This is a genomic window from uncultured Alistipes sp., assembly GCF_949296715.1.
Lineage (GTDB): Bacteria > Bacteroidota > Bacteroidia > Bacteroidales > Rikenellaceae > Alistipes.
Genome location: NZ_CASFQD010000023.1, coordinates 1 through 18911, shown reverse-complemented (window position 1 = coordinate 18911; position 18911 = coordinate 1). Strand labels below are relative to the sequence as shown.

The 18911-nt window shown below is 63.0% G+C and carries 13 protein-coding genes, 2 tRNA genes and 1 pseudogene; 7 read left to right on the top strand and 9 right to left on the bottom strand.

Going from position 1 to position 18911, the window contains the following annotated elements; translation table 11 throughout:
* Positions 1-36: 36 nt before the first annotated feature.
* Complete coding sequence (locus tag Q1Y33_RS03345) at positions 37-723, bottom strand: DUF4290 domain-containing protein (RefSeq protein ID WP_300798255.1); 687 nt, start codon at positions 721-723, stop codon at positions 37-39.
* 285 nt (positions 724-1008) lie between these two features.
* Between Q1Y33_RS03345 and Q1Y33_RS03340 the strand changes: the two genes are divergently transcribed.
* Positions 1009-2166, top strand: a complete 1158-nt coding sequence (locus Q1Y33_RS03340; RefSeq protein ID WP_300798253.1) for a sigma-54 dependent transcriptional regulator — start codon at positions 1009-1011, stop codon at positions 2164-2166.
* A gap of 32 nt (positions 2167-2198) precedes the next feature.
* Here the strand turns inward: Q1Y33_RS03340 and Q1Y33_RS03335 are convergent, their stop codons facing one another.
* The 7 genes from Q1Y33_RS03335 to Q1Y33_RS03305 form a co-directional block, all read right to left on the bottom strand.
* Positions 2199-2849, bottom strand: coding sequence for an HAD-IA family hydrolase (locus Q1Y33_RS03335; RefSeq protein ID WP_300798280.1), 651 nt, complete (start codon positions 2847-2849; stop codon positions 2199-2201).
* 73 nt (positions 2850-2922) lie between these two features.
* A complete protein-coding gene (locus tag Q1Y33_RS03330; protein WP_300798251.1) occupies positions 2923-4362 on the bottom strand; it encodes a Na+/H+ antiporter NhaC family protein in 1440 nt (479 codons plus the stop codon).
* A gap of 230 nt (positions 4363-4592) precedes the next feature.
* Positions 4593-5471 carry an SDR family oxidoreductase gene (locus Q1Y33_RS03325; RefSeq protein WP_300798249.1) on the bottom strand — a complete coding sequence of 293 codons (879 nt, stop codon included), beginning with the start codon at positions 5469-5471 and terminating at the stop codon, positions 4593-4595.
* 252 nt (positions 5472-5723) lie between these two features.
* Entirely contained in the window at positions 5724-6314 is a 591-nt protein-coding gene (locus Q1Y33_RS03320) for a hypothetical protein (RefSeq protein ID WP_300798247.1), read from the bottom strand.
* Entirely contained in the window at positions 6304-6774 is a 471-nt protein-coding gene (locus Q1Y33_RS03315) for a sigma-70 family RNA polymerase sigma factor (protein WP_300798245.1), read from the bottom strand. Before Q1Y33_RS03315 ends, Q1Y33_RS03320 begins: the two co-directional genes overlap by 11 nt.
* 2 nt (positions 6775-6776) lie before the next feature.
* The gene (locus Q1Y33_RS03310) at positions 6777-7625 is read right to left on the bottom strand and encodes an alpha/beta hydrolase (RefSeq protein WP_300798243.1); all 849 of its coding nucleotides are present in this window, start codon (positions 7623-7625) and stop codon (positions 6777-6779) included.
* Between the two features lie 170 nt (positions 7626-7795).
* Positions 7796-7880 (bottom strand) — tRNA-Ser (locus tag Q1Y33_RS03305).
* A 288-nt stretch (positions 7881-8168) separates the two neighbouring features.
* Here Q1Y33_RS03305 and Q1Y33_RS03300 point away from each other — a divergent pair.
* The 6 genes from Q1Y33_RS03300 to Q1Y33_RS03275 all read left to right on the top strand — a co-directional run bounded on the left by Q1Y33_RS03300 (position 8169) and on the right by Q1Y33_RS03275 (position 15931).
* Positions 8169-8429: an HU family DNA-binding protein gene (locus tag Q1Y33_RS03300; RefSeq protein ID WP_300798241.1), complete on the top strand. Its 261-nt coding sequence runs from the start codon at positions 8169-8171 to the stop codon at positions 8427-8429.
* Between the two features lie 26 nt (positions 8430-8455).
* Complete coding sequence (locus Q1Y33_RS03295; RefSeq protein ID WP_300798239.1) at positions 8456-9655, top strand: pyridoxal phosphate-dependent aminotransferase; 1200 nt, start codon at positions 8456-8458, stop codon at positions 9653-9655.
* A 241-nt stretch (positions 9656-9896) separates the two neighbouring features.
* Positions 9897-11363, top strand: coding sequence for an outer membrane protein transport protein (locus Q1Y33_RS03290; RefSeq protein ID WP_300798237.1), 1467 nt, complete (start codon positions 9897-9899; stop codon positions 11361-11363).
* 71 nt (positions 11364-11434) lie between these two features.
* Positions 11435-11506: transfer RNA gene (locus tag Q1Y33_RS03285), tRNA-Arg, on the top strand.
* Positions 11507-11626: 120 nt separating this feature from the next.
* Positions 11627-12829 carry an L-serine ammonia-lyase, iron-sulfur-dependent, subunit alpha gene (locus tag Q1Y33_RS03280; RefSeq protein ID WP_300798235.1) on the top strand — a complete coding sequence of 401 codons (1203 nt, stop codon included), beginning with the start codon at positions 11627-11629 and terminating at the stop codon, positions 12827-12829.
* Between the two features lie 159 nt (positions 12830-12988).
* A complete protein-coding gene (locus Q1Y33_RS03275) occupies positions 12989-15931 on the top strand; it encodes a PL29 family lyase N-terminal domain-containing protein (protein WP_300798233.1) in 2943 nt (980 codons plus the stop codon).
* A gap of 346 nt (positions 15932-16277) precedes the next feature.
* Here Q1Y33_RS03275 and Q1Y33_RS03270 read toward each other — a convergent pair.
* A pseudogene (locus Q1Y33_RS03270) lies at positions 16278-18911 on the bottom strand (DNA-directed RNA polymerase subunit beta'); the annotation flags it as partial.

Below are 18911 nucleotides of genomic sequence, written 5' to 3'. Positions count from 1 at the left end.
AACAAAGATAGCAATTTTCCGCAAATCGGAATCAAATTATTTCTGCGAATTGCGGTGTGCGGCGTTGTTTTTGGCAAAGCCGCGGTTGTGCTGCTGCTGGCGGTTTTTCTGCTGCCGCTGCTGCCGCTGCTGCTGCGTCCCCTTGCGGGCAGGCGCTGAAAAGTGCTGTTTATAGTCGCTTCGGAGATTATTCAAGGCAACTTCGTCGATTTCGATGGCACCTCCGGACATGCGCTTGATGTCCTTTACGATCACCTCGTTGTTGGGATGCTCCTGATTGTACTCGTAGCTCTTCGTGCGCATGTAGCGGGCCAGGTTGTCGACCGTGCGAGCCACCGTGCGCGGCTCCTTCTCGTCGGCCAGCGACCGGATCATCCGCTCGACATACTTGCCGTAGTGCTTGAAGGTGATGCGGCCCTGCGAATAGGCCAGCCGGCGCGGCGTGACGGTCAGCTCCTGCCGCGTGGGACGCGGATAGGGCGAATCGACATCCAACTGAAAATCAGACATGATGAAGAGATGATCCCACAGCTTGTGCGTGAAATCCGCCGTGTCGCGCAGCAGCGGGTTCAGGTTGCCCATGACGGCAATGACGGCCCGGGCCTGCCGGTTGCGCTCGCGCCGGTCCTCGATCTCGAGCAGCGAGTCGATCATCTCCTGGATGTGACGCCCGTACTCGGGAAGGTACAACTTGCGTCGCGTGTAGTTATAGTTCTTTTTCATAAATCCGTACATATCCGTGATTTCCCGGTGTTCCGTCCGGTCCGCCGAAGCGTCCGAAAGGGTTTGCCCGATAGGCCGGACCGAGACTTTCCGCCGCTCTTCCGCCCGCCCCGCAGCCCCGGGGCCAAATTGGGATTACTCCGCGGAAAAACATAACTTTGGGACGGAAGCAGTGCAAACCGAATGCAAAAAACCGGGCTTTTCCCGGCCCGGGCCGAAGTATTGCATCTTCGAGCCGAAGCATATCATCGGCAAAAGTAGGTAAAATTTCACGAAAAACAAGCTATGGCAAAGGTTTTAATCATAGACCGGTCGAAAAGCGTGCGCAACATCCTGAGCGAAAGGCTCCGCTACGAGGGGTTCGCGACCGAGGCCGCCGAGGACGGGAACGCCGCCACGGCGCTCTGCGAAAAGGGGACGTTCGACCTGATCCTCTCCGACACGGAGTGCAAGGTCCCCGATACGGACATTCCCTACATCGCGCTGTCGAGTTCGGCGACGATCGACTCGGCGGTCGAGGCCGTGCGCAACGGCGCCCGGGACTTCCTGACCAAGCCCATCGACATGAACCGCCTGCTGCAATCCATCCACCGGGCCATCGATACGGCCGAAACGGAGGGTGCCGCTGCGCACGGTTCTCCCGGCTCTCCCGGCTCTCCCGTGCGCCGCTGCCGCCGGGCCCACACACCGCAGGCGCAGCCCATCATCGGCCTTTCGCCCGAGATCGAACACGTCCGCCAGCTCATCGAGAAGGTAGCGCCGTGCGACGCCCGCGTGCTCATCACGGGCGAGAACGGCACGGGCAAGGAGCTCGTGGCGCGGGCGCTGCACGCCGGGAGCCACCGCGCCGGAGGGCCGTTCGTCGAGGTCAACTGCGCGGCCATCCCTTCGGAGCTGATTGAGAGCGAGCTCTTCGGCCACGAGCGCGGGGCCTTCACCTCGGCCATCAAGCAGCGCAAGGGCAAGTTCGAGCAGGCCGACGGCGGCACGCTCTTCATGGACGAGATCGGCGACATGTCGCTCTCGGCGCAGGCCAAGGTGCTGCGGGCGCTGCAGGAGCGGCGCATCAGCCGTGTGGGCAGCGACCGCGACATCGAGGTCGACGTGCGGGTGATCGCCGCGACAAACAAGGACCTGCGCCGCGAGATCGAGCGGGGCAACTTCCGCGAGGACCTCTACCACCGCATCGGGGTGATCGTCGTGCACGTGCCGGCGCTGCGCGAGCACGCCGCGGACATCCCGCTGCTGGTCGACCATTTCCTGCGCACGATCGGCGAAGAGTACGGCACCGCGCCGAAGGAGATCGACGCCGAGGCGGTCGCGGCGCTGCAAAACATGCGCTGGACGGGCAATATCCGCGAGTTGCGCAATGCGGTCGAGCGCCTGATGATCCTCTCGGGCGAGCGCATCACGGCCGAGGACGTGCGGCTCTACTGCTGCTGACAGCTCCGCTCCGTTCTCCCGGAGACCGCGCGCTACAGCGCCTCGAGCAGCTCCGCGGCGCGGTCGACCAGCCGGCCGGCACCGGCCGCGACAAGCTCCTCCCGGTCGCGGAATCCCCACGTGACACCCGCCGAGCGGACCCCTGCCGCCCGGGCCGTCTCCATGTCCACGCCCGAGTCGCCGACGTAGAGCACCCGCTCGCGCGGCACGCCCGTGCAGGCGAGAATCTCCTCCACAACCGCCGGATCGGGCTTCAGCGGTACGTCGGGCCGCTGTCCGAAGACCGCGGCAAAGGGGATCTCCGGGAAGAAGAGGCGGATGAGCTTCTCGGTCCCGGCCTGAAACTTGTTCGACGCCACGGCCACGCGGATGCCGCGCCGCGTCAGCTCGGCCAGGAGTTCCGGAATGCCCGGATAGGGCTTCGTATAGGTGTCGATGTGTTCCGTATAGTAGCGGACGAAATCGGCGCGCATGAGCGCCACGTTCTCGGGCGTGCGCAGCGGCTCGGGCAGCGCCCGCTCCACCAGGCGCAGGATGCCGTTGCCCACGAAGTGGCAATACTCCTCGTAGGAGTGCTGCGGAAGCCCCCGCACCGCCAGCATGGCGTTGCAGGCGACGGCCAGGTCGCTGATCGTATCGAGCAGCGTGCCGTCCAGATCGAAAATCACCAGTTCGGTATGCATCGAGGTCTCTTGTTTTTTCATGATTCGCGCCTCACTTTTTACCTTTCACTTTTCACCTTTCACTTTTCACTTTTCACTTTTCACTTTTCCCCTTTTTCAGCGTGGCTGCGACCAGCAGCGACATAATCGGCGAGGCGATGTTGAAGATGCAGTAGGGCATGTAGACGAAGGTCGAGACGCCGAGCACCGTGGCCTGCGTCATGCCGCACGAGTTCCACGGGACGAGCACCGAGCAGACCGTCGCCGAATCCTCGACCGAACGGCTCAACAGCCGCGGCTCGAGCCCCCGTTCGGCATAGAGTTCGCGGAACAGACGCCCCGAAAGGATGATCGAGATGTACTGGTCGGCCGTGCAGAGGTTGAAGAAGATGCCGGCGCCGACGGTCGAGGCCACGGCCGAGAAGGCGCGGTGCACGAAGCGCAGGAAGAGTTCGGTAAGCGAGCGCAGCATGCCGCTGCCGGTCATCACGCCGCCGAAGCACATGGCGCAGATGATGAGCCACACGGTGTTGAGCATGCCCGCCATGCCGCGCGTGGCGACCAGTTCATCGAGCTGCGGCGAGCCCGTTGCGATTGACGTCGGGCCGAAGCAGCTCATCAGCACCCCCTTGAATCCCGACAGGAAGTCGAGCGACCCGACCTCCGCGATGCGGGCCACCAGCTCGGGCTGCGCCGCGAGCATCGCCACACAGGCCAGCACCACGGCGACGAAGAGCGTGATGATGGCCGGGAGCTTGCGCACGATCAGCAGTCCCGTGGCCAGCGGCACGAGCAGCAGCCACGGCGTGATGCGGAACGTCGCATGCAGCGCTTCGGCATAGCTCTCGGCGTGCGTGGCGTCGCCGTGCACAAGCGTCAGCCCCGCGGCGGTGAAGACCGCCAGGGCGATGACGAACGACGGGATGGTCGTGCGAAGCATGTAGCGGATGTGGGTGAAGATCGGCACCCCGACGGTCGACGAGGCGAGCACCGTCGTGTCCGAAAGCAGCGAAACCTTGTCGCCGAAGTAGGCGCCGGAGATGATCGCACCGGCCACCCACCCCTCGGGGAAGCCCATGGCGTTGCCGATGCCCATGAGCGCCACGCCGATCGTGGCGATCGTGGTCCACGAACTGCCCGTCATGAGCGACACCCCGGCACAGATCACGCACGAGGCGACCAGGAAGAACGAAGGGTGCAGAATCTTCAGTCCGTAGCAGATCATCGTCGGCACGACGCCCGAGACCATCCACGTGCCGGCAATGGCGCCGATGAGTAGCAGGATGAGGATCGCCGAGGCCGAGGCGCGGATGTTGTCGATGATGGCCTCCTCGAGCACGTTCCACGACGTGCCGTAAAGCCCCATGGCGAGCATCACGCAGACCGACGTGGCCGAGAGCAGGGCAATCTGGCTGCCGCCGTTGATCGCATCGCCGCCGAAGCAGCGGATCACCACGAAGAGCAGCAGCGCCAGCACCGCCAGCGGGATGGCCGACACCCAGGCCGAGGGGCGTCTCTCCGTTTTTGCATTCATGTTGTCTTGTCTCATTTCCTGATAACCTTTCCGGGCACAAAAGTAACAAAAAGTTCCGAAAACAGTTCGGGGTCCCGACGCGGGAGAGCGGCCCTGCGGCCGACAACCGGCATCCGAGACAAAAAAGGACGCACCTCCAATGAGGTACGTCCTTTGTCGCTCTTCCGCGACCGCGGAGCCGTCGGCGTCTCCCCGGGAAGGGTGAGCCCGGCCCGCCGTTGCGGCATGTGCTATTTCTCCTCGGCGGGACCTCCGCCAAAGGGATACTGGTGCTCGTGCACGTCGTCGAAGCGCATGCCCTTCTCGTAGGTCTTCATGGCGCGGCGCGACATGCCCATCGACGAGAAACCGCCGTCGTGGTAGAGGTTCTGCATCGTCACCTTGCGCGTGAGGTCCGAGAAGAGCGTCAGCACGTAGTCGGCGCAATCCTCCGCCGAAGCGTTGCCCAGCGGCGACATGTTCTCGGCGAACGACATCAGATCACCCAGTCCCAGCACGCCGCTGCCGGCCGTCGTCTGCGTCGGCGACTGCGACACGGTGTTGATGCGCACGTGCTTCTCACGGCCGTAGATGTAGCCGAAGCTGCGGGCGATGGATTCGAGCAGCGCCTTGGCGTCGGCCATGTCGTTGTAGCCGTAGAGCGTGCGCTGCGCCGCGATGTACGAAAGCGCCACGATCGAACCCCAGTCATTGATGGCGTCCTTCTTGCGGGCGACCTGAATGGCCTTGTGGAACGAAATGGCCGAAATGTCGAGGGTCTTGGCAAGGTAATCGTAGTCGAGATCGTCGTAGGTGCGGCCCTTGCGGACGTTGGGCGACATGCCGATCGAGTGCAGCATGAAGTCGAACTTGCCGCCGAAGTGTTCCATCGTCTTGTCGATGAGCGTCTCGAGGTCCTCGACGCTCGTGGCGTCGGCCGGAATGACGATCGTGTGGCACTTCTCGGCCAACTGGTTGATCGTACCCATGCGAATGGATACGGCCGTGTTCGTCAGGACGATTTCGGCGCCCTCCTCGACGGCGCGTTCCGCCACTTTCCAGGCGATGGACTGCTCGTTGAGCGCTCCGAAGATCAGGCCTTTCTTACCTTTCAATAAATTGTATGCCATCCTTTTTCGATTAAAAATTCGGGCAAATGTAACAAAAATATTTGAATTGGAGCACCAATCCCGTCCAAACAGCTATTTTTCAGCCCAAAAACGACGAAAAAAGGCCCCACGGGAAGGGTGTGCGCCCCGCATTTCCCGAAAGCCGGACCGCGGAATCATCCATCGGGCCGGCACCCTGCTCCGGCTCATGACCTACACGGGAACCGGCCTGGAGAACGGCCCAAGCGCCCATCCGGCAGACGGCGCAACGGCCTATTCCGACAGCTGGTTCCTGCAGCGTTCCACGCATTTCATAAAACCGGAAAAACTGCGGCTGCGCCTTTTCAGCAGGCGCGGCCGGAATACAAACCAGTTCAGCGCGATCCACAGCAGCAGGAACGAACAGGCCGTTACCCCGAAGCCGAATGAGCGGGAAAACGCATATTCATAAGAATAGAGCGCAAAACCGAGTGACAGAAGTAAAAAATAGAGGTTCAGAACGGCATGCCGCTGTCTGTACTCCTCTTTTTTTATCTTCCACAGCCGGTCCATGTAATCCCGGCTGGAACAATCCGGTTTCAGCCCGTAATAGAGATGCAGCGCCCTTCCATGGGACCAGACAGGCAGCATGAAGCCCGCGCACGCCAATACGATGCCGACGCGGGTGACAGCCAGCTGCGGGGGCCAGCAGGTCCAGATCAGCACGCCGGCGGCAATGGCCGCCAGCATGAGCACAATCACCGCACAGGCCTCACCGATCCTGCGCAACGCGAAGCGTCTTATCCTTTTGCGCATGGCGTCCAAATCGGCAGCCGGTATCGGCTGGCCCCTCCACAGGGCCCTCATATCCATGTCATTCCTCATTCCTGCGTAATTTTTTTGCCAGGACGGCCTTGATTCGGTGTATTCTCACACGCACGTTTGCCTCCGACACGCCCGTAATCCGGGCTATTTCCGATTGTTTCAGCCCTTCGAGATAGAGTGAAATCATCAGGCGGTCCATTTCGGGGAGTTCGGCGACGGCCCCGTACAGCGCCTGCACCCGCGAAGCGTCGTCACCCGGCTCTTCGGCCGGGATTCCTGCCGGGATAGCCGTTCGGGAAATGCCCCTCCGCCGCTCGCCCTGACGAAGACAGACGTTCGTGGCAATGCGGAAAATCCAGGTCCCGACGGAGGATTCGCCCCGGAATGCGGGAAGGTGCTGCCACACGCGGACAAAAACATCCTGCGCCAGGTCCTGGGCCAAAGAACGGTCATTGAAATAGCCCATGCACAATCGGAACACCTTTTCCCAGTAGGTCCTGTATATTTGCTCGAAATCCACGATCAGTCATTCAGGAAGTCCGTAATCTGCCGCATATACCACTCCCGGTCGTCGAACATGATGAAGTGCAGCCCCCGGTTCGCGTATTCCAGCCGGATGTTCGGCCGCCCGGCGAACTGCTGTTCGACGGCAGGGGCAATCTTCCGGAACGGATATTCCAACAGCACCAGCGTCGGGACCGACAGGTTCTGAACGGCAGGCCTCAAGTCCACGTTGGAATAGTCACGATACATCCGGGCCCAGGTCCGTCGGTCGGATGCCAGGCTCCATCCGATCAGGTCGTCATAACGCAGCGAATCGGTCGTAAGCGCCGCCGCACTGATCCGGGCCTGCCTGCGGAACTGTTCGTCGCTCATGCGGAGCAACCGGGCTTCGGCCTGCGCAAATTCCTCGTCGGGGATTTCCCTCGCCCGGAAGCCGGGATCATAGAGAGCCGCCAGACAGGGCAGCGCATCCACCACCACAATCCCCTTTATCAGCTCCGCATGGTTCGCCGCGATGTTCATGGCCAAACCGCCTCCCATGCTGTGCCCGATCAATACGGGCTTTTCGATCCGTTCATCCCGGATAAAATCGACAATCTGCTGCGTCCAACCGTCAAAGGAGGGATTTGCCTCCGCGGCGACCCCGGCAAAACCGGGCATGGTCAGGACATAACAGGTGTAATTCTCCCGCAGGGTATCGACGGTCTGCCGCCATACGTCGCCCGAACAGGCAAATCCCGGAATCAGAATGACGGCCTGTTTTCCGCAGCCGGAACGCTCCACGGAAAAGGATTGCGCGAAAGTCGCATCCAGCATCCCCAGCAACACCCCGCACAGCAGCCCGACATGGCATATCAACTTGTTCATGACCTGAAATTTTTTCCCTTTGGATACGGGAAGCGGAAAAATGTTACATCGTCGGGCAATTTTTTCGGACACGACGGCCTCCCGGCTCAAGACAAAAAGGCCCGGTTTCACATTCCTGAATGCAAAACCGGGCTTGATTCGCACGCGCCGCCGACATTCGGCGCCTGTTGCGGAAAGTGAGGGATTCGAACCCCCGGAACCTTGCAGTTCAACGGTTTTCAAGACCGCCGCGATCGACCACTCCGCCAACTTTCCGAGGGCAAAAATAACACGGATTTTCCGTTCCGCCAAATCTTGCCCCCTTTTTATCGCGGCATCGGCCGCTCCGGCCGCCGGAAAGGCCTGGGGAAAGGGTGAGAGAAAGCCCGGGGAAAGAGGCGGGGAAGGGGCGGGGCGGGAGAGGGCGGCGGGGCGGACAGGGCGGCCCCGACCTCCGCCGCACGGAATCCGAGGAAAAGTGCGCCGATTTTTTGTCTTTGCCAAAAAGATGGCTATCTTTGTCAACGGTTAGGTCAATGAGTAATTTTTTCACGGGAGATCACCATGAACAAGGCCCAGTTTGTCGAAGCCATCGCTCTCGACGCGAACATCTCGAAGGTCGACGCACGCAAGGCCGTCGACGCCATGATCCGCATCACGGCCCGCACGCTGCGTGAAGGCGACAAACTCACCCTCACGGGACTGGGAACCTTCAGCGTGGTCCAGAAGGCCGAACGTGTCGGCCGCAACCCCCGCACGGGTGCCCCGGTGAAGATTCCGCCCCGCAAGACCGTCAAGTTCCGCCCCTCGGCCGAGATCGAATAATCCCGGCTTTTCAACCCCTGCAACCCATGCCCCGGATATCAGAACGGGCCGTGCAGATGCCGGCCTCACCCATCCGCAAGCTCGTACCGCTTGCCGAAGCCGCCGCCGCCCGCGGCACGAAGATCTACCACCTGAACATCGGACAGCCCGACCTGCCCACCCCCGAAGTGGGTCTCCGGGCACTGAAGCACATCGACCGCAAGGTGCTCGAATACAGCCCCAGCGACGGCTACCGCTCGCTGCGCGAAAAACTCGTGTCCTACTACGAGCAGTATCAGATCAAGCTCACGCCCGACGAGATCATCGTCACGGCCGGCGGCTCCGAGGCGGTGCTCTTCGCCTTCATGACGTGCCTCAACCCGGGCGACGAGATCATCGTCCCCGAACCGGCCTACGCCAACTACATGGCCTTCGCCGTCTCGGCCGGAGCGGTCATCCGGCCCGTCGTCTCGACAATCGACAACGGCTTCGCCCTGCCGCCCGTCGAGGAGTTCGAGCGGCTGATCAACGACCGCACGCGCGGCATCCTGATCTGCAACCCCAACAACCCCACGGGCTACCTCTACACCCGCCGCGAGATGGAACGCATCCGCGACCTGGTGCGCAAATACGACCTGTTCCTCTTCTCGGACGAGGTCTACCGCGAGTTCATCTACACCGGTTCGCCCTACATCTCGGCCTGCCACCTCGAAGGCATCGAGCAGAACGTCGTGCTGATTGACTCCGTGTCGAAGCGCTACTCCGAGTGCGGCATCCGCATCGGGGCGCTCATCACCAAGAACCGCGAGCTGCGCAACGCCGTGATGAAGTTCTGCCAGGCGCGCCTTTCGCCGCCGCTCATCGGACAGATCGTCGCCGAGGCCTCGATCGACGCCCCGCGCGCGTACAGCATAGAGGTCTACGAGGAGTACATCGAGCGCCGCAAATGCCTGATCGACGGTCTGAACCGCATTCCGGGCGTCTACTCCCCCATCCCGATGGGGGCGTTCTACACCGTGGCACGCCTGCCGGTGGAGGACAGCGACGACTTCTGCGCCTGGTGCCTGCGCGAGTTCAGCTACGAGGGCGAGACCGTGATGCTCGCCCCGGCCTCGGGATTCTACTCCGACCCCGCCTGCGGCCGCAACGAGGTTCGCATCGCCTACGTCCTCAGGAAGGAGGAGCTCGAACGGGCGCTCGTCGTACTGCAGAAAGCCCTCGAAGCCTACAACAGCCGGGGAAAATAGGTACGCGCACGCGATGCGCGCCTGCGTTGTCCGCTCCCTGCGGCATTCGCACCACGGTGCGGATGCCGCTTTTTCGTCTCCGCGCTACGGGACCGGCCATATCGGCCAAAGCTATACCATAGAGTCCAATTTTCGAGAAATTCAGAACAAAAAGTTTGGACCGTGCGGATAGTTTTCCTACTTTTGCCCCCGATTTTCGCACCTTTACGGGTGCGGACAGTATTAACCAAACCAATTGAAGATGAAAAAAATTCTCCTCGTTCTGGCCGCCGCAACGGTCGCCGTTTCGGCCTCGGCCGAAGGGTATCAGGTCAACAACCTCTCCTCGAAACAGAACGGTATGGGTCACGTCGGCACGGCCATGAAGCTCAACTCCGAATCGCTGTGGTTCAACCCCGCGGCCGCCGTCTTCCAGGATACGAAATTCGACATCTCGGTCGGCATGACGGGCATCGCCTCGAAGGCCACCTACACCTCGCTGCCCGACTATACGGGCGCCACGAAGCAGACCCACTACACGTCGGACAACAAGCTCTCGACGCCGATGTTCGCCTACGTCAACTACAAGCCCCTGGACTGGATGTCGGTCGGCGTGGCCTTCAACACGCCGTTCGGCTCCTCGATGAACTGGGGCGACGACTGGGCCGGCTCGCAGCTCATCCAGTCGATCAACCTCGCGGCCTACAACTTCCAGCCCACCGTCTCGTTCCGCATCGGCAAGCACTTCTCGATCGGCGGCGGCCTGATGCTCACGTGGGGCAACTTCGACCTCTCGCGCTCGCTGCTCCCGATCGGCGCCGACAACGCCCAGAACCAGGCCCTCCTGGGTGCGCTGCAGATGCTCGTCCCCTCCATGCCCGATATCTTCACGATGGCCGGCAACCGCAACCTCATGTCGCTCGGCATCGAGGGCAGCGCCAAGATGGCCGTGGGCGTGAACCTCGGCGCCATGTGGGACATCAACGAGCACTGGTCGCTCGGCATGAACTTCCGTTCGAAGCAGATCATGAAGGTCGACTCGGGTTCGATCGACCTGCACATGATCGACGATCCGACCATCTCGCAGGTCATCGGCCAGCTGCTGCCGCAGCTGGGTCTCGACCCCACGAAGCTCACCTCGGCCGTCGTCAAGACCGAGCTGCCGCTGCCCGCCTCGATGACCTGGGGCGTCAGCTTCCGCCCCGTGCCGAAGTGGGAGTTCGCCGTCGACCTGCAGTACGTGCTCTGGAGCGCCTATGACAAGCTCGACGTGCAGATTCTCAACCCCGAGACCGGCGATCCCGTCCTGGCGCTTCCGGTGAGCGAGAAGAACTATTCGAACACGCTGGCCTTCCGCTTCGGCGGCCAGTACCACGCCTGCAACTGGTTCACGGCCCGCATGGGTATGTACGTCGACGAGAGCCCCGTCAGCAGCGACTACCTCAACCCCGAGACGCCGTCGATGACCAAGCTGGCCTACACGGCCGGTGCGACGTTCCGCCCCGCGAAGTGGATGGACATCGACATCGCCTACGGCTACGTCAACTCGGCCGACCCCGAGCGCACGGGCTCCTACCCCTACGTCAACTCGGTGCTGGGCATCGTCAACCAGCTGCTCCAGGCCAGCGGCGTTCCCGCCTCGCAGCTCACCAATGCCGTGACCGATTTCTCGGGCAACTACACGGCTCGGGCCCACACCTTCTCAATCGGTCTGAATTTCCATTTCTGAAAATTCCGATAACGGATTTTTTCACTATCTTTGCGGTGCGTTCCTTCGGGAATGCACCGCATTGATTGCAGGGCCTCATAGTTCAAGGGATAGAACGAGGGTTTCCTAAACCCTAAATTCGCGTTCGAGTCGCGGTGGGGCTACACCGACGGAGAGGCGGGAGAAAGCCGGGCTTTCTCCCGTTTTTTCGGAAATATGCCGCGCGCCGGAGCGACAGGCCGGGCCGCGGCGACGGGTATTGTTCGTTATCAAAAAGGCATTTCATGGAATCGCTCAAAGAGTTGTACAAGATCGGCAACGGACCGTCGAGCAGCCACACGATGGGGCCCAAAAAGGCCGCCGAACGCTTTGCGGAGCGCTGCCGCGGCGTCGACGCCTACCGCGTGACGCTCTACGGGTCGCTCGCGGCCACGGGCAAGGGCCACCTCACGGACGTGGCCATCAAACAGGTGCTCGAGCCGCTGGCCCCGACCGAAATCGTCTGGAAACCCGAAATCGTGCTGCCGTTCCACCCCAACGGCATGCTCTTCGAGGGGTTGCGCGACGGCAAGGCGGTCGACGAGTGGAAAATATACAGCATCGGCGGCGGTGCGCTGGCCAACGAGACCTCGCGCATCGAGGTGCCCAGCAGCATCTACCCGCTGACAACCATCACCGAGATCAAGGCGTGGTGCTACCGCGAGGGCAAGACCTTCTGGGAGTACGTCAACGACTGCGAGGGTCCCGAAATCTGGGACTACCTCGACACGATCTGGACGCAGATGTGCCACACGATCGAGCAGGGGCTCAACAACGACGGCGTGCTGCCCGGCGGGCTGAAGGTCGCCCGCAAGGCCAGCACCTACTGGGTCAAGTCGAAGAGCTACACCGACTCGCTCAAGTCGCGGGCCAAGATCTACGCCTACGCGCTGGCCACGTCGGAGGAAAACGCCTCGGGCGGCGTCGTGGTCACGGCCCCGACGTGCGGATCGAGCGGCGTCGTGCCCGCGGTGCTCTACCACCTGGCCACCTCGCGCGACTTCCTGCGCATCCGCATCCTGCGTGCGCTGGCCACGGCGGGTCTGTTCGGCAACGTCGCCAAGACCAACTCGTCGATCTCGGGCGCCGAGGTCGGCTGCCAGGGCGAGGTCGGCGTCGCCTGCGCCATGGCGGCTGCGGCAGCCTGCCAGCTCTTCGGCGGCACCCCCTCGCAGATCGAGTACGCCGCCGAGATGGGGCTCGAACACCACCTCGGCCTCACGTGCGACCCCGTCTGCGGGCTGGTGCAGGTCCCCTGCATCGAACGCAACGCCATCGCCGCGGCCCGGGCCCTCGACGCCAACATCTACGCCACGCTCTCGGACGGATCGCACCTGGTAAGCTACGACAAGGTCGTCGAGGTGATGAACGAGACGGGCCACAACCTCCCGAGCCTCTACCGTGAGACCTCCGAAGGCGGACTGGCCAAACGCTACGACCGCCATTGAGCGGGGCGCCGCCGCGACACCGGGACACGAAGACACGCCGCATGCGGACCGCCAGGCCGGCATGCGGCAATTTTTTTCACCCCTCGGTCAAAATATCCGGGTATCGGAACCCGATTCCTGCTAACTTTGTTATCAAACAACAACCACAACGTACAAACCATGAAAAAACTGTTACTGACGCTGCTGGCCGCTCCGCTGCTGCTGTGCGCCTGCGGCAACTACAACGACGACCCGCTGCGCACGTGGGTCGGCGAACTGGAGGAGCGGATCGAAGAGCTCGAGAAGCGCTGCGACGAGCTCAACGACGAGATCGTCGCACTCCGGACAATCGTCAACTCCCTCGAGCGGGGCACCTCGATCGAAAGCGTGACCCCCTTCGTCGAGGAGAACCGCTCGGGATACCGCATCACCTTCACCGACGGGACCACCATCACGATCTACAACGGCACGAACGGCTCCGACGGCGACAAGGGCGATGACGGCTCGACGCCCGTCATCGGCGTCGCGGAGGAGGGCGGCGTCTACTACTGGACGATCGACGGCGAGTGGCTGACCGACGGCGAGGGCAACCGCATCGCAGCCCAGGGCCCGGCCGGGGAGCCCGGCGAGGCGGGCGCAACGCCGCAGCTGAAGATCGAGGAGGGTTACTGGTGGGTCTCGACCGACGGCGGGCAGAGCTGGGAGCAGCTCGGCAAGGCCACGGGCGAGGCGGGCGACTCCTTCTTCCAGAGCGTCACGCAGGACGAGACGTCGGTGACCTTCACGCTCTCCGACGGCACGACAATCACCTTGCCGAAAGCGGCGCGTCTGCACATCGAGCTGGCACAGACAAGCTGCGCCCTGACGGCCGACACGCCGGTCGAGGTGCCCTACACGGTGACGGGCGCCGACGGCGAGGTGCAGATCGAGGTCCTCTCCTCGGGGCCCGTGAAGGCCAAGGCCGTCGCTTCGAGCGCCACCGAGGGGGTGATCTCGCTCTTCACGACCGATCCCGAGGCGATTGACGAATACACCAAAGTGCTGGTCTTCGCGGCCGACAACAGCCGCACGGCCATGGCGGCCCTGACCTTCGAGCAGGGCGTCATCACCGTAGCCGAGACCTGTGAGGTGAGCGCCGAGGAGCAGCAGCTGACCATCCCCGTCGAGACGAACCTCGACTACACGGTCGCAATCGAATCGGGCGCCGAGACGTGGCTCTCGCGCGTGGAGACCCGCGCCCTGCGTGTCGATCACCTCTTTTTCCACGTGACGGAGAACACCGGAGCGACCCGTTCGGCCGTCGTCACGCTCACGAGCGGCAGCCTCACGCGCACGGTCGTCGTGGCCCAGCTGGCGGGCGGCGAAGGCGAAGAGCCCACGCCCGAGGTGCCGCCCATGACGGGTACGGTCGAGCTCGACCGCCTCTACGGCTACGCCACGGGCACGACCGGCGGCGAAGCGGCCACGCCGGAGCACATCCACCACTTCGACGACGGGCGCAAGTTCGGCGAATGGCTGCGCCTGCGCGAGAAGAACAAGGAGATGACCCCCGCGATCGTCTACTTGAGCGGCACGTTCCACAGCGACGAGGGACGCGGCAGCGGCAGCCCCTGGTTCGACATCAAACGCACGGGCAACCTCTCGATCTACGGCACGGAGGGCTTCGTGATGGAGAACGTCGGCTTCTTCCTCAACGAGGCCGAGAACGTCATCATCCGCAACATCCACATCAAGATGCCCAAGGCCGACAACGGCGCCGACGGCATCTCGATGCAGGAGAGCCACCACATCTGGGTCGACCACTGCACCTTCGAGTCGGTGAACCAGACGAAGGACTACGAGGACGGCGCGTGCGACATCACGCACGCCTCGCACGACGTGACCGTCTCGTGGTGCCACTTCATCAAGACGCAGAAGTCGTGCCTCGTGGGCCACTCGAACAGCGCCACGGGCGATGCGGCCATCACGGCGACGTTCCACCACAACTACTTCGACACCTCGTCGTCGCGCCACCCGCGCGTGCGCTACGGCCGCGTGCACGTCTACAACAACTTCTTCCGCGAGGTCTCGACCTACGGCGTGGGCAGCGCCTACGGCGCCATGGTGCTCGTCGAGGACAACCTCTTCGACGGCGTGCGGCTCCCGACCGACATCTGCACCTTCCCGGCCAAGCAGGAGGGCGGCAGCTGGGTCTCGAACCTCGAAGGGTCGCTCGCCGGCTTCCTCTACGCCCGCGCCAACGTCTTCGAGAACCGCCCGGCGGACGCCAACGACCCCTACCCGCTGACCAACGTCGAGTACAAGGTCTACGACGGCGAGCGCCTCGCCACGCCCTATACCTACAACGACTTCAAGCCTGCCTACGACTACATCGTCGACCCGGCCGACCAGCTGGCGACGATCGTTCCCGCTGGTGTCGGCGCCGGCAAGCTCGCCGACTACGCCTCGGCGCCCGTCGAGGTGGACAACGGCGGCATCACCACGGAGCCTGACCCGGGAACCGATCCCGAGGAGCCGCAGGGCGGCACTGACCTCGGCAACGGCTGGACGGCCCTTTCGTGCGGCGAGGCGGCCGCCACGGCCTCGACGGAGGAGGGGCTGCTGACGCTCACCGCCTGCGGCAAGTTCGAGAGCGGCGCCCAGACCTTCGGGTACATCTATCGCGAGGTGACGGGCGACTTCACGGCCACCGTGACGGTCGAATCCTTCGAGCCCCCCGGCACGAGCAACCAGTCGCTCGCCGGACTGCTGCTGACCCCCGACTGCTCGGCCACGGGCACGGCCTTCCTGCACGTCATGGCGGCCCAGGGGCCCGAGGCGAGCTTCTACCGCTCGGTCCGCACTGCCGTGGAGAACGCCTCGCGCGGTACGCTGACCGCCCCGACGGAGAGCGTCGAGGGGGCGAAACCGGTGCTCCGAATCGAGCGCACGGGCGACAGCTGCTCGCTCTCCTACTCGCTCGACGGCGGCACCACCTTCGGCAAGGTCCGCACGGAGAGCTTCGGCGGCGGGCTGCCCGAAACGCTCTGCCTGGGGCTGGCCGTCAGTAGCGGCAACAGCAGCAAGAGCGCCACGGCGGTCTTCAGCAACATGTCGGTCAACGGCGAACCGGTCGCCTTCTGACCCGGCGGCCCAGGGGAGGCAAAGAAGAGCCCGAAACGGCACCTTCTCCCCGAAGAAACCGGCAGACAACATAACGGACGGGACGGCGCGATGCCGTCCCGTCCGTTGCGTATGGCGGCGTCGACCGGAGCAACGGCCCGGTCCGCCTCACAGCGCGTCACGCATATTTCAGCGGCCGCCGCCCAGCCACCTCGCCGCCACGGCAGGCCCCCAAGCGGCCCGACCCCATTCGGCCTTATCCGCCCTTTCCTCTTCTCCTTTCACCTTTGCCTCCCTCCCACTCACTCTCTCACATAAAAAAAGCCCCTCCGATCGGGAAGGGCTTTTTTTCGTATTAGAGGGAAGGTTACTGGGCCTGCTGGAGCGCCTCCACTTCGGCTTTCGAACCCACCACGAGGTTGTCGTAGTCGCGAAGACCCGTACCGCCGGGGATCAGGTGACCGCAGATCACGTTCTCCTTCAGGTTCTCCAGCGGGTCGACCTTGGCCTGGATGGCTGCCTCGTTGAGCACCTTCGTGGTCTCCTGGAACGAGGCGGCCGAGATGAAGCTCGAGGTTTGCAGTGCGGCGCGGGTGATACCCTGCAGCACCTGCGTCGAGGTGGCGGGAACGATGTCGCGCACCTGCACGGGACGCAGATCGCGGCGCTTGAGGCTCGAGTTCTCGTCACGCAGCTTGCGCAGCGAGACGATCTGCCCGGGCTGGAGCACCGTCGAATCGCCGGCGTCCGTCACAACCACCTTGTCGTAAAGTTCGTCGTTGACGTCCATGAACTCCCACTTGTCGACGATCTGGTCCTCGAAGAAGCGGGTGTCGCCCGGGTCCTCGATCTTGACCTTCGACATCATCTGACGCACGATCACCTCGAAGTGCTTGTCGTTGATCTTCACACCCTGCATGCGGTAGACCTCCTGCACCTCGTTGACGATGTATTCCTGTACACGCGTCGGGCCGAGGATATTGAGGATGTCCGTCGGGGTGATGGCGCCGTCCGACAGTGCGCTGCCGGCCTTCACGTAGTCGTTCTCCTGCACGATGATCTGACGCGACAGCGGCACGAGGTAACGCTTCACATCGCCCTGCTTCGAGGTGATGATGATCTCGCGGTTACCGCGCTTGATCTTGCCGAACGATACCTCGCCGTCGATCTCCGAGACGATGGCGGGATTCGACGGGTTGCGGGCCTCGAAGAGCTCCGTAACACGCGGCAGACCACCGGTGATGTCGCCGCCCGACTTGCCCACGGCACGCGGAATCTTGATCAGGATGTCGCCGGCCTTGATGCGGGCGTTGTCCTTGACGACGATGTGTGCCGAAACCGGCAGGTTGTACTGCTTGACCTCGTCGCCCTCCTTGTTGAGAATCTTGATGACGGGGTTCTTCGTCTTGTCCTTCGACTCGATGACCACCTTCTCCGAGAGGCCCGTCTGCTCGTCGCGCTCGTCACGGTAGGTGACACCTTCGATCACGCTGTCGTAAACGGCCTTGCCCTCGTATTCCGAGATGATGACGGCATTGTAGGGGTCCCACTCGCAGATCAGGTCTCCCTTCTTGACCTCGGCGCCGTCCTCCATGAAGAGCGTGGCACCGTAGGGCAGGTTGTGCGTGTAGAGCACGATCTCGGTCTTCGGGTCGACGATGCGGAACTCCGACTGGCGCGAGATGACGATGTCGATCGCCTCGCCGGCGGCATTCTTGCCTTTGACCGTGCGCAGCTCGTCGATCTCGAGACGTCCCTCGTACTTCGATACGACGTTGGTCTCGACGGCCGTACCACCGGCCACACCGCCGACGTGGAACGTTCGCAGCGTCAGCTGCGTACCCGGCTCGCCGATCGACTGCGCGGCGATCACGCCGACCACTTCGCCCTTCTGCACCATGCGTGCCGTAGCCAGGTTGCGGCCGTAGCACTTCGCGCAGACGCCGCGGCGTGCCTCGCACGTCAGCACCGAACGGATCTCGACGGACTCCAGCGGCGACTTCTCGATGGCCTCGGCAATCGGCTCGGTGATCTCCTCACCGGCCTTGCAGAGCACCTCGCCCGTCAGCGGGTGGATCACGTCGTTCAGGGCCGTGCGGCCGAGAATGCGGTCATAGAGCGTCTGCACCACGTCGTCGTTGCGCTTGATGGCCGTAGCCGTCAGGCCGCGCAGCGTGCCGCAGTCCTCCTCGTTGATGATGACGTCCTGGGCCACGTCGACCAGACGGCGCGTCAGGTAACCGGCGTCAGCCGTCTTCAGGGCGGTATCGGCAAGACCCTTGCGGGCGCCGTGCGTCGAGATGAAGTATTCGAGCACCGAAAGTCCCTCCTTGAAGTTCGAGAGGATCGGGTTCTCGATGACCTGCTGGCCACCCTCGACACCCGACTTCTGCGGCTTGGCCATCAGACCACGCATGCCGCTCAACTGACGGATCTGCTCCTTCGAACCACGGGCTCCCGAGTCGAGCATCATGTAGACCGGGTTGAAACCGTCGTCGTCCTTGACCAGCGTGTCGATCACGGCCTTCGTCAGCTTGGAGTTGATGTTCGTCCAGACGTCGATGATCTGGTTGTATCGCTCGTTGTTGGTGATAAGACCCATGTTGTAGTCCTCCATGATCGAGTCGGCGCGTTCGTAACCCTCCTGCACGAGCTTCTCCTTCTCGTCGGGAATGATCACGGCATCGAGGTTGAACGACAGTCCGCCCTGGAAGGCCATCCTGTAGCCCATGTCCTTGATATCGTCGAGGAAGTTGGCCACCTTGTCGGCTCCGGCCTTCTTCATCACCACGGCGATGATGTCACGCAGCGAGCGCTTCGTCAGCACCTCGTTGATGTAGCCCACCTCCTTGGGAACCACCTGGTTGAAGAGGATGCGGCCGATGGTCGTCTCCTTGAGCACGCGGACTGCGTTGCCCTGCTCGTCGAGGTCGTCGACAAGGCACTTCACGATGGCGTGCAGGTCGGCGCGCTTCTCGTTGTAGGCGATGATCGCCTCCTC

Excerpts from the sequence above, each read along its gene's own strand:
- Q1Y33_RS03325 (WP_300798249.1), bottom strand. The coding sequence starts at position 5,471 with ATGGCATACAATTTATTGAAAGGTAAGAAAGGCCTGATCTTCGGAGCG.
- Q1Y33_RS03320 (WP_300798247.1), bottom strand. The coding sequence starts at position 6,314 with ATGAGGAATGACATGGATATGAGGGCCCTGTGGAGGGGCCAGCCGATA.
- Q1Y33_RS03340 (WP_300798253.1), top strand. The coding sequence starts at position 1,009 with ATGGCAAAGGTTTTAATCATAGACCGGTCGAAAAGCGTGCGCAACATC.
- Q1Y33_RS03295 (WP_300798239.1), top strand. The coding sequence starts at position 8,456 with ATGCCCCGGATATCAGAACGGGCCGTGCAGATGCCGGCCTCACCCATC.
- Q1Y33_RS03310 (WP_300798243.1), bottom strand. The coding sequence starts at position 7,625 with ATGAACAAGTTGATATGCCATGTCGGGCTGCTGTGCGGGGTGTTGCTG.
- Q1Y33_RS03280 (WP_300798235.1), top strand. The coding sequence starts at position 11,627 with ATGGAATCGCTCAAAGAGTTGTACAAGATCGGCAACGGACCGTCGAGC.
- Q1Y33_RS03275 (WP_300798233.1), top strand. The coding sequence starts at position 12,989 with ATGAAAAAACTGTTACTGACGCTGCTGGCCGCTCCGCTGCTGCTGTGC.
- Q1Y33_RS03330 (WP_300798251.1), bottom strand. The coding sequence starts at position 4,362 with ATGAATGCAAAAACGGAGAGACGCCCCTCGGCCTGGGTGTCGGCCATC.
- Q1Y33_RS03290 (WP_300798237.1), top strand. The coding sequence starts at position 9,897 with ATGAAAAAAATTCTCCTCGTTCTGGCCGCCGCAACGGTCGCCGTTTCG.
- Q1Y33_RS03335 (WP_300798280.1), bottom strand. The coding sequence starts at position 2,849 with ATGCATACCGAACTGGTGATTTTCGATCTGGACGGCACGCTGCTCGAT.
- Q1Y33_RS03300 (WP_300798241.1), top strand. The coding sequence starts at position 8,169 with ATGAACAAGGCCCAGTTTGTCGAAGCCATCGCTCTCGACGCGAACATC.
- Q1Y33_RS03345 (WP_300798255.1), bottom strand. The coding sequence starts at position 723 with ATGAAAAAGAACTATAACTACACGCGACGCAAGTTGTACCTTCCCGAG.